The sequence below is a fragment of the Chryseobacterium sp. Chry.R1 genome (assembly GCF_039645525.1).
Classification (GTDB): domain Bacteria; phylum Bacteroidota; class Bacteroidia; order Flavobacteriales; family Weeksellaceae; genus Chryseobacterium; species Chryseobacterium proteolyticum.
The window spans coordinates 3,402,258-3,417,825 of record NZ_CP151793.1 but is presented as its reverse complement, the minus strand read 5'-3'; the positions used below and the strand labels follow the sequence as shown (position 1 = coordinate 3,417,825).

Sequence of the window (15,568 nt, the reverse complement as noted above, 5' to 3'; positions counted from 1 at the left end):
GTAATCTAGTAAACTAAAGCAATGCAAAAGCTAACTATAATAAAATCAAGTGCAATTCCTTTGCCTGTAGAGAATATAGATACTGATCAGATCATTCCGGCAAGGTTTCTGAAGAGTATAGACAAAAAAGGGTTTGGAGATAATCTGTTCAGAGATTGGAGATATGATGTTCATACCAATCAGCCAAATGCTGATTTCATTTTAAATAAACCCCAGTACCGCGGTGAGATTTTAGTAGCCGGTAATAACTTTGGTTGTGGGAGTAGCCGTGAGCATGCTGCCTGGTCTTTAACCGATTACGGGTTTAAAGTGATTGTATCCAGTTATTTTGCGGATATTTTCAAAGGAAATGCCTTGAATAACGGTTTGTTGCCTGTAAAGGTTTCTGATGTATTCTTACAGGAAATCTTAACGGACATTACAGAAAATCCTGAAAAGGAAATTACCATAGACGTTGAACAGCAAACTATAAGTTTTAATGGTAAAACAGAATATTTTGAATTGGATTCTTATAAGAAAATCTGTTTGCTTAACGGATATGACGACATTGATTTTCTGATCAGTAAAAAAGAAGCCATAAAAGAGTTTGAATTAAAAACACAAAAAGTATATGAACAATAATTATTTCAAAATAGCTGTACTTCCCGGAGACGGAATTGGTCCTGAGGTGGTCAGTGAGAGTGTAAAAATCCTTAAAGTAATTGGTGAAGTGTTCCAGTACAATTTCCAGTTTACCTATGGATTGATGGGAGCAGAAGCAATTTTTCAGACAGGAGATCCGTTGCCTGAACAAACACTGGCCATTTGTAAAGAATCAGATGCCGTGCTTTTTGGAGCGATAGGCGACCCTGCTTTTGATAATAATCCCGACGCAAAAGTAAGACCGGAACAGGGATTGCTGAAGCTTCGTAAGGAATTAGGGCTTTTTGCCAATATCAGGCCGTTAAAAACCTATTCTTCATTGATTGAGAAAAGTCCTTTGAAAAGAGAAATCATTGAAGGAGCGGATATTCAGATTTTCAGGGAATTGGTGAGTGGGATCTATTTTGGTGAAAAATTTACCGATGAAGAAGGAGCTTATGCCTATGATGTTTGTAAATACAGCAGGGAAGATATTATACCTATTGTGCATATGGCATTTCAGGAAGCCCAAAAACGTAAAAAGAAATTAACGCTTATTGATAAAGCTAATGTCCTGGACACTTCAAGATTGTGGAGAAAGATCTGTAAGGAAATCGCCCAGGAATATCCTGAAGTTCAGTTGGATTTTATGTTTGTAGATAATGCTGCGATGCAGCTGATCCTTAATCCTAAACAATTTGATGTTATCGTAACGGAGAATATGTTTGGAGACATCATTTCTGATGAAGCGAGTGTAATCGGTGGTTCCATAGGACTTCTGCCTTCCGCATCTATAGGAAATGAAAATGCACTCTTTGAGCCTATTCACGGGTCTTATCCGCAGGCAAAAGGCAAAGGTATTGCTAATCCTGTAGCTTCAATATTGAGTACGGCAATGATGTTGGATCACCTGAAATTGAATCAGGCAGCAGATAAATTGAGAGAATCGGTAGAACATGCCATTGAAAACAAATATGTAACCGTAGATCTTAATGCGAAGCAATCTTATTCTACAAGCGAAGTAGGGGACTTCATTGCGGATTATATCAGATTTTCCGAAAAATCATATTACAATTTTGAGAATATCAAGATCGGAAAATCCACTATTGTATAGTGATAACCAAGAGTTTGATTTTATTTTTTTTATATTGAAAAGGTCTGCTTCTTCTGAAGCAGACCTTTCATTATTTTACCGACGGGTATTATCTGTTTTTCCGGACTTATTCTTCGAAGATTTTTCAATATCCTCTTTATCGATATCCGGTGGATTGGTTTTCTTAGATGATGCAGGAATATCCGGGAAATCCTGGTTTTGTTTTTTCGATTCTGCAGCATTGGCAGATTCCTTCTTTTTAGCATTATCTTTTGAATTCATAGCTTAGATTTTAAAGTTCTAAAATACCGAGTTGACCTGTTTTGTCTTCAATGGTATAATTCAAAGCCTTTGCCAAAACAAAAATATTATTAAGATTTTCCATCAATTGCTTACGTCCTTCATTTCGTAGCTTATTTTCATCAATAGCTTTAATAGCTGTTTCTTTTGCTTTGTTGGTTACATTTTTAATGTCTTTTTCAGAAATCCTGTTAAAGAAAGAATCGTCAAGCGACTGTATTTCCACACTTGGAGTAATTCGGATATCGGCATTAGGCAGCTGAGTAATAACCAGTTTTTTATTGATCGAATCCACCTCTATCTTCATTTTATTAAGATCGTAGGAAACCTGGGCATTGGTCTTGGTATAGGTGATTATACTGTTACTGGATACTTCGTTTCCGAATACTTCATAACCCATTTTGGTTTTCTGCATGCTGGAAATATTCTGTTCCAAAACCACCATTTTATTCATTTTGGAAATCTGGTTCGTCAGAATATAATAATCCGATTTTTCCGTTTTGCCTCCAAAATTAAAACAGGACTTAAGACCGAAAAACAGGAAAAGCATCACAAGAATTCCTGCTACAAAAGATAGTATAAGCTTATTATTTTTCAATATTTACTTTTTAAATATTTCTTTAAGTACCGATTTGTCATCTTTTTTCAGAATTTCTACCAGATCCCTTTCTACATAACCGGTTTTGGGCATTTCAATAATTCTTCCGATTTCTTTATCATATTTTTCAACAATAATAGTCGGAACTTTCTGGATATTATAAATACCTTCTTCTCCTGATGGAGATTCCTTTTTGCGATTGACTGCAATAATGGTCAGCCTGTTATCCGGAAAATTTACTTCTTCCAGGATTCTCATCAGTCTCGGAAAGTCCCTGTGGCTATCCTCACACCAGGTTCCCATGAAAACGATAATGTGATAAGAACTTATTTTAGCTTTCTTCAAGTCTGCAATGGCCTTCTGATCTAAAGCATATTCATCATGCTCTTTCACATACCAATCTGCATAAGGTGCCTTTAAAAATTGTTCTTTTAACTGGTTACCCAAAAGCATTTTGCCATCATTCTGGGTTTCTACCTCACGGTTTACAACCACTTTCTGAGCACTGAGCTGCTGGGTAGCCAGGAACAATCCTGAAATAGCAACGGTATTTGTAATAAATTTTTTCATATTTTATTTCTCGATGATCGTTTTCAAATCAGCAGGAGAGTAGTATTTGTTTTTCAGAACTTTGTGATCCGTTTTTCTGTAAACGTTGAATTTTTCTCCTGATTTTTCATAAAAAGATTCTACTTCTTTTTCTTTATAGAATTCAACAGTTTCATTTGCCTGCTCCTCGTTGTCACATGCTTTTGACATATTGGAACGCTGAACTTCGTTGAAAAGCTCTACAAATTTGTTGCCAAGACCAAATTCTAAAACAGCACCACTCAAAACGTATTGTAAATCACATAAAGCATCTGCAATTTCAACGATATCATTGTCTGCGATTGCTTGTTTTAATTCGTTTAATTCTTCCTGTAACAGTTCAACTCTAAGATTACATCTTTCAGGAGAAGGAATTTGTGGTGTTTCTAAAATAGGGGCTTTAAAAGTAGTATGGAATTCTGCTACTTGGTTCAGACTATCAATTTTATCCATGAATTTTTTTATTTAAAAGCAAAGATAGAAAACGATTTGCTAATGGTAAAATGTACAACGCAAAATGTACCTAAAAACGGTAGAATATAGACTACTTCTCCGTAATCTACTTCATGATCCTCTGGCGGATTTTGCAGGTAATCATGTTCATTAATAACCATGCGAAATTATCAAAATGATGATTAAAAACAGATTACTCCATTTTTTCAAATTTCCAGACCCCTGAAATATGTAAGACCGTTGCTCCCGGTTGTTTTTCACCATAACTGAAAACACAGATATAAGAGGAGTGGCAGGATGGACAATCCGTACCAAAGTATAAGGTAGGTAAATTAGAAACCGTTAATTCTCCAAAATGCAATATGCTGGGGAGGGTGGGAGCAACAATACCATTATCTGTTAATTCGTTTTTCGAAAGAACTTTGTCACCCTGATAAATCTGAAGGATCGGGAACCCTGATTGATAAGGGATAATTTCGAGTTTATTTTCATAACCGCAGTCACAACAGGTAAATGTTGTGACTGCAGATGGGATAATTTCATCATTGGTAAAAACTGCTTTTGCTACGAGAGCTTTTCTGCCAATTCTTATTTTTTTTGATATTGAATACATCAGGATCTGTCTTTTATTGAATCACTGTACCTACTAAATTGTTGTAATGACCGCTTGGACTTTTTTTTATGGTTATTTTCACATATCCTTCCTCCGCCAACTTATTCCAGGTTTTCTGATAACCGGTTGCCGGATCTATAGGGATTTTCCACATCGTTTGTTTTCCGCCACCTACCTGATTGAACCAGGGAATTACATCAGCTGTTTGGGAAGTGAAAGGTAATGAATTATTCAGAACATCGATCTCATAATAAAAATCATAGGTGTTTTCAGGTTGATTTAATGCTCTTTGAGAGAAAGTATACACATACCCGTTTATAATAGGACTTGTAAAACTGCCTCCTAACGTAGGAATTCCGCTTCCACTATAATTAATCGCTCCGCTGTACCGGTCAAACTTTTGCCCGGCCTGAAAGGGAACATTATCAACTATATTGTATCCCCCATTGGCAGGGGGCCAGCCTCCATTTAGATTATTGGCTTTAAAAAGAGCTTCCAGTTCACTCCATTTTCCCTGTTTGTATAATTCGAAAGCCTGATTCCGGATATCCTGGTTAACCAGTCCCGCGGTGTCATAAGTTAAGGCAAATTCATCAGCGTTCTTATAAAATACGTGGGTAACTCCGTTTGTGTTATCAATTTCATCATCCCTGTCCGAACTACAAGCAGTCGAGAAAAAAATAACGGATAAAAAAAGTAAATACTTCAGTAAATGTTTCATAATAATTAGTTTTTTATTTATAATTAAGTTAGTGTCAGGAGGCATATCTTTTTCATTAATATTCATCTAGTGAATATTGGCGGTCATCTTCGGAATAAATTTATTGGTTCACTTTGGATGTAAAATAAGGCGCTTATTAAGACTTTATCCAAAGTAATGGAATGCAAAGTGATATGAATCAGGCAATGCTTACTAATAGCATCTTCGACCCGAATACCCGATGGCAGGCGGTACAATGATTCGATAAATTTAAATTAAAAAACTATAACAAAAGAATAAATTATTTTAAAAATTAATAATTAATGAATTATTTACTTTTTTAGTTTTTAATTTTAGAATTTATTACTTTTCTATAAGATGAATTGAATAAAAAAAGGCCGCTCTAAAAAGAGTAGCCTTAAGATCATTGTTATCAAGATAATTATTCTTTAATAAACCTTTTTGTTGTTTCTCCAGTCTGAAGTAAATAAACTCCCTTAATAAGGCCACTTACATTAATGGCTCCTCTTTCAAGTTTTCCTGAATTAATTAGTTTCCCGCCCATATCAAAAATTTTATATTCTTCTGAAGTAGCGTTTGAAACATTTAAGATATTTTTTACCGGGTTAGGGAAGAGCTTCACCTCGGTGATCAGGTCTTTAGTGATGTCTTTTTGTTTGGCTGAAGATGCAGTTACCTTTATATTGGCATTGTTCACATCAAAGAAAATGTGATTGCTTCCTTTTACCATAATTCTTCCTGTTGTTGTTGCAACATTAGGAATTGTTACTGCCTGGGTACCGTCATTTGGAGTTCCCGCCAGCAAAGTAGTCCAGGTAGTTCCACTATTGGTTGACCATAATATATCCACATTAGCCGCATTTACATTATTTCCTGTAGTTCCTGCAACGTCCCATGTTATGGTTTGAGAGCTTCCCCCGGCATAAGTTACGGCAGAATTTTGGGAACTCACCTTAAATGGACCAGCTGTAGAGTTTACTGTAATTATAGCATCATCGGAATTATTTCCTGATCCACCGGCTCTGTTATCACGAACTGTAAATCTGAAATTCAGTTTTCTTGCCACATTAGATAATGCTTCTACTGTGATTTCGGATCCTGAGGTGGTTGTAGCACCTGCAAGGATAGAAGCCATTCTTGGGAAATACCTGGTAGGAGAGGCAGTTGGTGTCCATGATCTGAATGTAGGACCAGCGGTTTTTGTAGCACTGGCTGCAGAACTGGATCCTGTTTGTGAAGAAGTTCCCTTATCCATTTGCTCCCAGATATAAGTTAATGTATCTCCGTCAGCATCCGTACCGGTTCCTGTCAACATAAAGGGTGTGCCTTTAGGAATAGTGTAATCAAGACCTGCATTGGCTGTTGGGATGGAATTTCCTGTAGCTGTATTTACAGAGCAGGTTGCGGCTTTAATATTGTCCGTAATCTGCTGAATGCTTAAAGCATGGAATAAAGCGTCCGAATGAGCTTGCACATCATAACTTGTAATCCCTGCATAGCCCATAATGGTAGATCCGGATCCCGGTTCTACAGGTTGCAATCCGGTTTGGGTCTGATAAGACCATGTATGATTACCTCCAAACTGATGTCCCATCTCATGAGCTACATAATCTATATCAAAACTATCTCCTGAAGGAACACCGTCTGCCGGTGAGGTGTATCCGCTTCCTTTATAGTTTTCAGGATATGTAACTCCTCCATCTACATAAGTTGTATCGTCATTGCTGCAAATACAGCCTATACAACCTGCATTACCACCACCACCATCTTTTCCGAATAAATGTCCTATATCAAAATTGGCATCACCAATTGTTGAATGTAAGGTTTGCATAAGTTCATAATTCCAATTATCAAGCTGTGATGAAGGGGAATAAGGATCGGTGGATGAATTGGTGTAAATGACATCATCATTATTTGAGATAAGGACCATTCTGGCAGCAAAATCTTTTTCAAACACTCCGTTTACACGGGTCATTGTGTTATTCATAGCAGCCAGGGCATTTGCTTTAGTTCCTCCAAAATAAGACGTATACTCACCGGTGCAGGAAAGGGCTAATCTAAAGGTTCTTAACTTTGAATCATCAGCATTCGGTCTTGCAACAACGGTTGTTTTATCAATCCCTTTCTGTGCAACATCAATCACTTTACATTCAAATTTATTAAGTGCATCCTTTTTATCAGACTTCCTATAAATTACATACGTAGAAAGATCCTTCGTGTAAGGCTCAATAAAAACAGCAGAGCGGTCACCGTAAATTTCCATAGAAGAAAGCCCCAAAGGAGAAATACTGAAATACACAGTCGAACTTTTATCTTCTGCTCCCTGTCCAACATACGATTTAATATCCGGATATTTTGCAGCTAAAAGAGGATCAAAGTTTGAGTTTTCCCTTACTTTAAAATTTTCCATTTTTCCTTCTGAATTAGGAAAAGAAATAATAATTTCTGATGGTTCTCCCGCAGACAATCTTTTTGGAGCTTTTGAAAGGACGCTTTTGAGTGCATCAAGATTTAGTGAGTACACTTTTGGATCAGTAATGCCGGTTTTGTTCTCAAAAACCTGCGATGCTGTCTTTGGTGAAGTTTGAGACCAGAGACGATCGGTCTGCGCGAAAGAGATGCCCGAAATTAAAAGCACCCCAATCATGGATAACTGTTTTTTCATATAAAATATTGTTTAATTGTGGAATACCAAAGCTAACGAAAATAATATTACGAAAAACGTACTTAATTCATATTTTTACTAGGTATTAATTATTATTTTCATTTACGAATTGAATAATAGTTAATTTTTTAATAAAAAATGAATAAAATAAATTAAAACAAAATAAATGATTAATTTTTTTCTAAATCAACAAATAAAAAAACTACCTCTAGTGAGGTAGCTTTTTCATTTAATCCTGATTTAATATTATTAATCTTTAATGAATCTCCTTGAAATTTCACCAATTTGTATCATATAAGCTCCTTTTACGAGATTATTTACATTAACAGATCCTCTTTCGAGTTTTCCTGAATTGATTAATTTTCCTGTCATATCGAAGATTTTATATTCTTCAGATGTTGTATTGGAAACATTAAGGATATTTTTTACCGGATTAGGATAAAGTTTGATATCTGTAAGCATATTATTGCCAGCTAATATGTCTCCTTTAGATGTTGATCCGATATTTACTGTGTAATCCTCAACTTGTCCATACGTATAAGTTCCGCAAGATGATGATGGGATAGAGCTGTACTGCATCATTACTCTCATTCTTGTAGAGCCAAGTGCAGCAGAGGCAGGAATCGTTATACTTCCCGTTACCGGTGTTGTAGTAGATCCTGATTTGGTCCATACCAATTCGCCGCTATCTGTAAAGACTCCGTTTTGATTGTAGTCAATATATACTGCGTACGCTTCACTGTATACGGTTGAAGTCCATACCGGAGTAATAGAAATTGTATAGGCAGTTCCTCTTGTAACATTAGTGGAAACAGATGTGAAATTCTCGTATCCTGCAGTTCCCGTAGAAGTGTTGTTGATCGTTCCAAACTTCACATTTCCTATTCTTTCGTCAGCAGTATTGTTTGCACTTGCTGAACAATAGGTTACCGTGCTTCCTGCAAGAGTTGTTACACTTACGGAATTACTGGCTACTGAAGTGTTTCCTGCGGCGTCTTTTGCTTTAACGGTAAAGCTGTAAGTGGTAGATGGACTTAAGCTTGTTACTGTATAAGAAGTAGAAGCAGTAGATCCTATTAATGAAGCACCCTGATATACATCATATCCGGTAACTCCTACATTATCCGTAGCTCCACTCCATGATAAATTGGTTGTGGTTGCAGTAGTACCGGAAGCAGCAAGAGTAGGTGCTGTAGGCGCTACAGTATCAGTTCCTCCTGAACCTGCATTTACCGTGATGTTAGCGTTATTTACATCAAAGAATACATGATTGGAACCTTTTACCATAATTCTCCCTGTTGTCGTAGAGGCATTAGGTATGGTAACAGCCTGGCTTCCATCATTAGGTGTTCCGGCCAATAATGTAGTCCAGGTATTTCCACTGTCAGTTGACCAAAGAATATCTACATTAGCAGCATTTACATTATTTCCTGTAGTTCCTGCTACATCCCATGTTACAGTTTGGGAAGTTCCTCCTGTATATGTCGTTGCTGAATTTTGGGAAGAAACCACAAATGGTCCTGCTGTAGAATTTACCGTAATCACTGCATCATCAGAATTGTTTCCTGAACCTCCGGCTCTGTTATCACGAACTGTAAATCTGAAGTTCAGTGTTCTTGCTACATTAGATAAAGCTTCTACAGTAATTTCTGAACCTGCGGTTGTGGTAGCACCGGCAAGGATAGAAGCCATCCTTGGAAAATATCTGGTTGGAGAAGTTGTTGGAGTCCATGATCTGAAAGTAGGTCCGGATGCTTTTGTTGCGCTGGCTGCAGAGCTTGCTCCTGTCTGTGACGAAGAAGCATTGTCCATTTGTTCCCATATATAGGTTAAGGAATCTCCGTTTGAATCCGTACCGGTTCCTGTTAACATAAATGGTGTGCCTTTAGGAATAGTGTAATCAGATCCTGCATTAGCGGTTGGAATTGCATTTCCTGTTGCTGTACTTACAGGACATGTTTTAGCTTTAATATTATTAGTGATCTGCTGGATGCTTATTGCATGGAAAAATGCATCAGAATGGGGTTGTACATCCTGAGAGGTAATTCCTGCGTATCCCATGATGGTAGATCCTGAACCAGGTTCCATATTAGCTCCGGTTCCTTCATTGCTCATAGAGAATGTATGGTTTCCTCCGAACTGATGCCCCATCTCATGCGCTACATAATCAATATCAAAATTATCTCCTGAAGGAATTGCATCAGCAGGGGAGGTGTAGCCACTTCCTTTCGAGCCGTTTGTACAAACACATCCGATACATCCGGCATTTCCACCACCTCCGGTAGCCCCGAAAAGGTGTCCGATGTCGTAATTAGACTCGCCAATCACAGAAGTTAGGGTATTTTGAAGTTGCGAATTCCAGTTATTCATACTGCTTGAAGGGGAGTAAGGATCCGTAGAAGCATTAGTGTAAATTACAGCATCATTGTTAGAAATTAAAACCATTCTTGCTGCGAAATCTTTTTCAAAAACACCGTTTACACGGGTCATTGTATTGTTCATTGCAGCTAAAGCGTTGGCTTTTGTTCCTCCAAAATAAGTAGTGTATTCTCCTGTGCAGGAAAGTGCTAATCTGAAAGTTCTCAGCTTGGCATCATCAGCGTTAGGTCTTGCAGCGAGACTGGTATTATCAATCCCTTTTTGGGCAACATCAATAACAGTACATTCAAATTTGTTAAGATTGTCTTTTTTGTCTGATTTTTTATAAACCACATACGTTGAAAGATCTTTGGTGTAAGGCTCGATGAACACAGCCGATTTATCACCATAAATTTCCATCGAGGATAATCCTAAGGGCGAAATACTGAAATAAACTGTGGAATTAGAATCTCCAAGACCCTCACCAACGTAAGATTTAATGTCCGGATACCGGGCTGCCAGTTGTGGATCAAAATTTGAATTTTCTTTTACTTTAAAGTTTTCCATTTTCCCGTCGGAATTAGGAAAAGAAATAATGACTTGTGATTTTTCGCCGGCAGCCAGTCTTTTGGGAGCTCTTGAAAGCGCGTTTTTCAAACCGTCTATGTCCAGTGTATAGACTTTTGGATTATTGATGTTCGTTTTATTCTCGAAAACATTTGCAGATGTTTTCTGTGAACTTTGAGACCAGAGACGATCGGTCTGAGCGAAAGAAATGCCCGTCATAAAAAGCACTCCAATCAGAGTTAATTGTTTTTTCATAAAATATTTGTTTGATTGTGGAATGTCAAAGCTAATAAAAAATTCACAACAGAAAACAAAATTTTTTAAGAAAATTTTTGATTATATTTTAAATATATTAAGCATTATGTTAAGAATAATAAAATTCATATTGTATCAAAAAAAGAAAATAGCATACGTAAAATACGCATGCTATTCATTTATTGATAAGTTAACTCTACATTACAATCTATCATCAGCCGTAGGGCCATACAATCCAGGAACTTTATTTCCCGTTGATCTCAGATAAACAACCAGTTCTCCTCTGTGATGATATAAATGATTAAATAAAAAGCCTCTGATTACCTGAACTTTTGGAGTAGGAGCGAAAAGAATTTTTCCATTCATTTCCATTTTCCACTCATTAAAATATGTACTTTCATCAGAGCCCTCTATTACTTGTTGGGCTCTACTGACATTATTTTCAAACTTTGCTACAATATTTTGAATTGTGGAAATATCCCCTTTATCATATTGGTAGATTCCCATATCGAAAGTATCCTGATTGAAAGTATATTCATACCAGTTGTAAATCTCTGCAATATGAGAAGCCAGTTGGCCCGTGGTCCAGCTTTTATCGGAAGGTTTCCAATCCAGAACACTGTCGGGAATTGCATTTAAAATTTTTCGGGTATTCTCTGCTTCATAGAGAAACTCACCTAAAAGAGCCTGTTTAATCATGATAGTAGAAAATAAATTATTGTGTAATATCTCTTCCGATTACCAATCTCTGGATTTCTGAAGTTCCTTCACCAATGGTACAAAGTTTAGAATCTCTGTAATATTTTTCTGCAGGAAAATCTTTAGTATATCCATAACCTCCAAAGATCTGAACTGCATTATTTGCAATTCTCACACAAGCTTCAGAAGCAAATAACTTCGCCATTGCTCCTTCTTTGGTCATTTTTTGTTTAGCATTCTTTAATGTACAAGCTCTGTGAATAAGAAGTTCAGCAGCATCAATTTCGGTTGCCATATCAGCAAGCATGAAATTAATAGCCTGAAAGCTCGCGATAGATTTTCCGAACTGATGTCTTTCCTTAGCATACTTTAATGCTGCTTTATATGCACCCCTTGCTGTCCCAAGACTTAATGCTGCAATAGATATTCTTCCACCATCCAGGATTTTCATAGCCTGCTTGAAGCCTTCTCCAACTTCTCCTAAACGATTAGAATCTGGTACACGCACATTATCAAAAATTAATTCAGCCGTTTCAGAAGCTCGCATTCCCAGTTTGTTTTCTTTCTTTCCAGAAGTGAAACCCGGCATTCCCTTTTCCAAAACAAAAGCAGTTGAATTATTCTTTGCTCCTTTTTCTCCCGTTCTTGTCATTACGACTGCAATATCTCCGGAAATAGCATGAGTAATGAAGTTTTTAGCTCCATTGATTACCCATTCATCACCATCCTTCACAGCTGTTGTAGACATTCCTCCTGAATCAGAACCTGTATTGTGTTCTGTTAATCCCCATGCTCCAAGTACTTTTCCTGTTGCAAGCTGAGGCAACCATCTATGTCTTTGCTCTTCATTTCCAAATTCGTAAATATGGTTCGTACACAATGAGTTGTGTGCGGCTAAAGAAAGTCCGATAGAAGGGTCTACCTGAGAAATTTCGTCAAGAATGGTAACATATTCGTGATAGCCTAACCCGGAACCTCCATATTGCTCAGGAACAACAATTCCCATAAAACCCATTTCTCCTAATTGATGAAATAGATCTTTTGGAAAAGTCTGGCTCTCGTCCCATTCCATAATATGGGGTCTGATGTTTTTTTCAGCAAATTCTTTTGCTGTTTCTGCTATCATTTTGATGTTGTCAACAATCTCGGTATTCATTATATAAGTAAATAGTTAGTTCTCAAAGATACTTAAATTGTAGAAATACGAAAATAAATTATCCACTGCGTAATATTCTGTCTACAATAAATTAACTATCAGTTTTTTACATAATATAATTTAATAATTTTTTAATAAAAATCGTGTAAAGAGATATTGATTATTTATCTACTTTACAATACCAAATTTTAGAATATGAAAAAACTTTTACGATCTATTATCTTATTTTCCTCTTTTGTTTCAGCACAAGCTCCGGCCGGATATTATGACGGAACAACGGGACTTACCGGATTTGCATTGAAGTCCAGATTGCATGACATTATTTCGACTAAGAACATAAGCTGGCATTATGGTGATCTCACCAATTATTATAATCAGACGGATCTCGATATTTATTATGATCATGATGCAAGCAACACGACGATACTATTGGATATGTACTCTGAAATTCCGACAGGACCGGATGTTTACGAATATACGACCGCTAATCTTATAGGAAGTTCGTCGGCCGAAGGACTCGGATGGAACAGAGAGCATATGATGCCTCAAAGTACATTTTACAGTAACTATCCCATGTATTCGGATTTGTTTTATGTAGTACCAACAGATGCAAGGATCAATCAGTTGAGAAGTAATTATCCGTATGGAATTTCTACTACAACACCTTCTAATGTATTTTACACCTTTACCAATTCTTCCAAAATCGGAAGAAGTGCCATTCCCAATTATGTTTATACAGGACGTGTTTACGAACCGATAGATGAGTTCAAAGGAGATGTTGCCAGGAGCTTATTGTATTTTGCAGTGAGGTATGAAGGAAAATTAGGAACTTTTAAATTCAACAATAATGCAAATCCGGCTTCGGATACCAATCCTCTGGATGGTACGGAAGAAAAAGCATTTGATGATGCGTATATAGCTATGCTTCTCCAGTGGCATGCCCAGGATCCTGTTTCCCAAAGAGAAATTGACAGAAATAATTCTGTTTACATGATACAAAAGAACAGAAATCCATTTATTGATCATCCGCAATGGGTAAATGATATCTGGGGACAGGTTCCTGACACGATTTCTCCTCAATCACCAACGAATCTAACTGTGAGTCAGACAAGCGCCTACTTTACAACATTGAGCTGGACGCCAAGTACAAGTTCAGATGTTATCGGATATAAGATTTATCAGAATGGGTCGCTGGTGGCATCAACAAGAAATACCTCGATAAGCATCGATCATCTTTCTCCTTCTACCAACTACAATTATACGGTTAAAGCCTATGATAACGGATATCTTTTTTCACCAGACAGTAATATTGTTTCAGTAACCACTCTTGCTTCCGATGTATATTCCAAAGACCTTTTTGTTTCTAAATATTTAGAAGGAACATCCAATAATAAAGCTGTTGAGATTACCAACAGAACGGGGCATGCGGTGAATTTAAGCAATTACAGGCTTGCTATTCAGTTTCCTAGTAGTACCAATTATTATTTTCCCGCTCCATATGAGCTGGAGGGGACCGTACAGAATAATGAAACTTTTATGATTTTAAATCCTAACGCCAGTTTTTCATGCTTTGGCAATGAAAGCGCTAAGTTTGTTACTGCAGCCCCGCAAATGACATTTTCAGGAAGCCAGTATATTGAGCTGAGCTATAAATCTGCAACTGTTGATGCTATTGGTATGAAGTCCCAATCCAATTCATCTCAATTGACTGACGTTTCTCTTTACAGAAAAGCTAATGTTACTCAGCCCACAACTTCTTTTAATATAAATGAATGGGATGTACATCCTGCTGATCATTGTGAAGATACGGGAACTTTATTTTTACAGGATATTCAGTATGCCGGACAGGAAGAGCTTAAAATATATCCTAATCCTGTCAGTGAAAATATATTTGTAACCGGAAAAACAGAAGGCATAGAAACGGCACAGATCATCGACTGGTCCGGAAGGGTATTGATTACTGAAAAAACACCTTTCCTAAATAAAAATAATATTTCATTGCAGAATTTACAATCCGGTCATTATCTTTTAAAACTGGATAACAAAGTATTTAAATTTATCAAGAAATAACTTTATAAAATTCAGAAAATAGATTTTTTCACTTTAAAAAGTAATGAAATTATAGTTCTGGAAATTAATTTTTAAAGAGTTCATATCCCGTAGAATCTACTGTTTTACAGGATATTGATATAAGCAGATTCACTAATAATTAATATCTATAAGTGTTTCTGCTTATATCTTTTATTTATAAGTAATTATGCTTATATTTGCAAAATGATAGCGGTCATCACCGGTGATATTATAAATTCGCAACATGCAGACACAGAAGTTTGGATTACCAAACTAAAGAATCTCCTGGAGAATTGGGGGAGCTCACCCCTCACATGGGAAATTTACAGAGGAGATGAATTTCAGTTTAAGTGTACTATCGATGAAGTTTTCTGGCGTTTTCTAGCCATAAAATCTATTATAAAAAGTCAGGAAAATTTAGATGTAAGGATAGCCATCGGTATTGGTGAGGAAAACTTTTCATCCGAAAAGATTACCGAATCCAATGGAACGGCCTACGTTAATTCCGGAAGATTACTGAATGGATTAAAGAGTGATGGTGATACTGTTGCTATTAAAACATCGAACGAAACGGTAGACAGGGACCTCAATATTCTTTTAAAGTGGGCTTCAAAAGATTTTGATAACTGGACAATGGCTACCGCCGAAATTATTCATGAAATGATCATGAATAAAGATATCACCCAGGAAGATCTTGCCAGGAAGTTTGCCATATCGCAATCTTCGGTAAGCCAGAGGCTAAAACGGGCGAACTATGACCTTATCGTAGAGACAAATCAATATTTTAGAAAGAAAATTTCAGAACTGTAAC

At 36.7% G+C, this 15,568-nt stretch carries 14 protein-coding genes; 4 read left to right on the top strand and 10 right to left on the bottom strand.

All coding sequences use genetic code 11. From position 1 onward, the window contains the following. Window positions 1–21 precede the first annotated feature (21 nt). The gene (leuD, locus tag AAEU33_RS15515; protein WP_172282977.1) at window positions 22–621 is read left to right on the top strand and encodes a 3-isopropylmalate dehydratase small subunit; all 600 of its coding nucleotides are present in this window, start codon (window positions 22–24) and stop codon (window positions 619–621) included. Beyond that, the gene (leuB, locus tag AAEU33_RS15510; protein WP_306612188.1) at window positions 611–1,735 is read left to right on the top strand and encodes a 3-isopropylmalate dehydrogenase; all 1,125 of its coding nucleotides are present in this window, start codon (window positions 611–613) and stop codon (window positions 1,733–1,735) included. The genes leuD and leuB overlap by 11 nt, the downstream gene beginning before the upstream one ends. A gap of 75 nt (window positions 1,736–1,810) precedes the next feature. Here leuB and AAEU33_RS15505 read toward each other — a convergent pair whose 3' ends face one another. From AAEU33_RS15505 to AAEU33_RS15460, 10 genes are all read right to left on the bottom strand, one after another. Continuing rightward, entirely contained in the window at window positions 1,811–1,996 is a 186-nt protein-coding gene (locus AAEU33_RS15505; protein WP_172282973.1) for a hypothetical protein, read from the bottom strand. A gap of 10 nt (window positions 1,997–2,006) precedes the next feature. Beyond that, entirely contained in the window at window positions 2,007–2,612 is a 606-nt protein-coding gene (locus tag AAEU33_RS15500; RefSeq protein WP_172282971.1) for a DUF4230 domain-containing protein, read from the bottom strand. Window positions 2,613–2,615: 3 nt separating this feature from the next. Continuing rightward, the gene (locus AAEU33_RS15495; RefSeq protein ID WP_273647927.1) at window positions 2,616–3,182 is read right to left on the bottom strand and encodes a thioredoxin; all 567 of its coding nucleotides are present in this window, start codon (window positions 3,180–3,182) and stop codon (window positions 2,616–2,618) included. 3 nt (window positions 3,183–3,185) lie between these two features. After that, entirely contained in the window at window positions 3,186–3,653 is a 468-nt protein-coding gene (locus AAEU33_RS15490) for a nucleoside triphosphate pyrophosphohydrolase family protein (protein ID WP_172282968.1), read from the bottom strand. Window positions 3,654–3,846: 193 nt separating this feature from the next. Next, complete coding sequence (locus AAEU33_RS15485) at window positions 3,847–4,266, bottom strand: hypothetical protein (RefSeq protein ID WP_345988625.1); 420 nt, start codon at window positions 4,264–4,266, stop codon at window positions 3,847–3,849. Between the two features lie 13 nt (window positions 4,267–4,279). Then, window positions 4,280–4,987 carry a hypothetical protein gene (locus AAEU33_RS15480; RefSeq protein ID WP_345988623.1) on the bottom strand — a complete coding sequence of 236 codons (708 nt, stop codon included), beginning with the start codon at window positions 4,985–4,987 and terminating at the stop codon, window positions 4,280–4,282. Window positions 4,988–5,408: 421 nt separating this feature from the next. Further along, window positions 5,409–7,652: a reprolysin-like metallopeptidase gene (locus AAEU33_RS15475; RefSeq protein ID WP_345988621.1), complete on the bottom strand. Its 2,244-nt coding sequence runs from the start codon at window positions 7,650–7,652 to the stop codon at window positions 5,409–5,411. 249 nt (window positions 7,653–7,901) lie between these two features. Further along, window positions 7,902–10,832: a reprolysin-like metallopeptidase gene (locus AAEU33_RS15470; RefSeq protein WP_345988619.1), complete on the bottom strand. Its 2,931-nt coding sequence runs from the start codon at window positions 10,830–10,832 to the stop codon at window positions 7,902–7,904. Window positions 10,833–11,033: 201 nt separating this feature from the next. Next, window positions 11,034–11,531: a DinB family protein gene (locus AAEU33_RS15465; protein ID WP_345988617.1), complete on the bottom strand. Its 498-nt coding sequence runs from the start codon at window positions 11,529–11,531 to the stop codon at window positions 11,034–11,036. A gap of 16 nt (window positions 11,532–11,547) precedes the next feature. Continuing rightward, complete coding sequence (locus tag AAEU33_RS15460) at window positions 11,548–12,687, bottom strand: acyl-CoA dehydrogenase family protein (protein ID WP_172282956.1); 1,140 nt, start codon at window positions 12,685–12,687, stop codon at window positions 11,548–11,550. A gap of 195 nt (window positions 12,688–12,882) precedes the next feature. On the opposite strand from AAEU33_RS15460, the gene AAEU33_RS15455 reads away from it, so the two are divergent. Further along, window positions 12,883–14,757 carry an endonuclease gene (locus AAEU33_RS15455; protein ID WP_345988615.1) on the top strand — a complete coding sequence of 625 codons (1,875 nt, stop codon included), beginning with the start codon at window positions 12,883–12,885 and terminating at the stop codon, window positions 14,755–14,757. A gap of 204 nt (window positions 14,758–14,961) precedes the next feature. After that, a complete protein-coding gene (locus AAEU33_RS15450; protein WP_172282953.1) occupies window positions 14,962–15,567 on the top strand; it encodes a SatD family protein in 606 nt (201 codons plus the stop codon). The last annotated feature ends 1 nt before the right edge of the window (window position 15,568 follow it).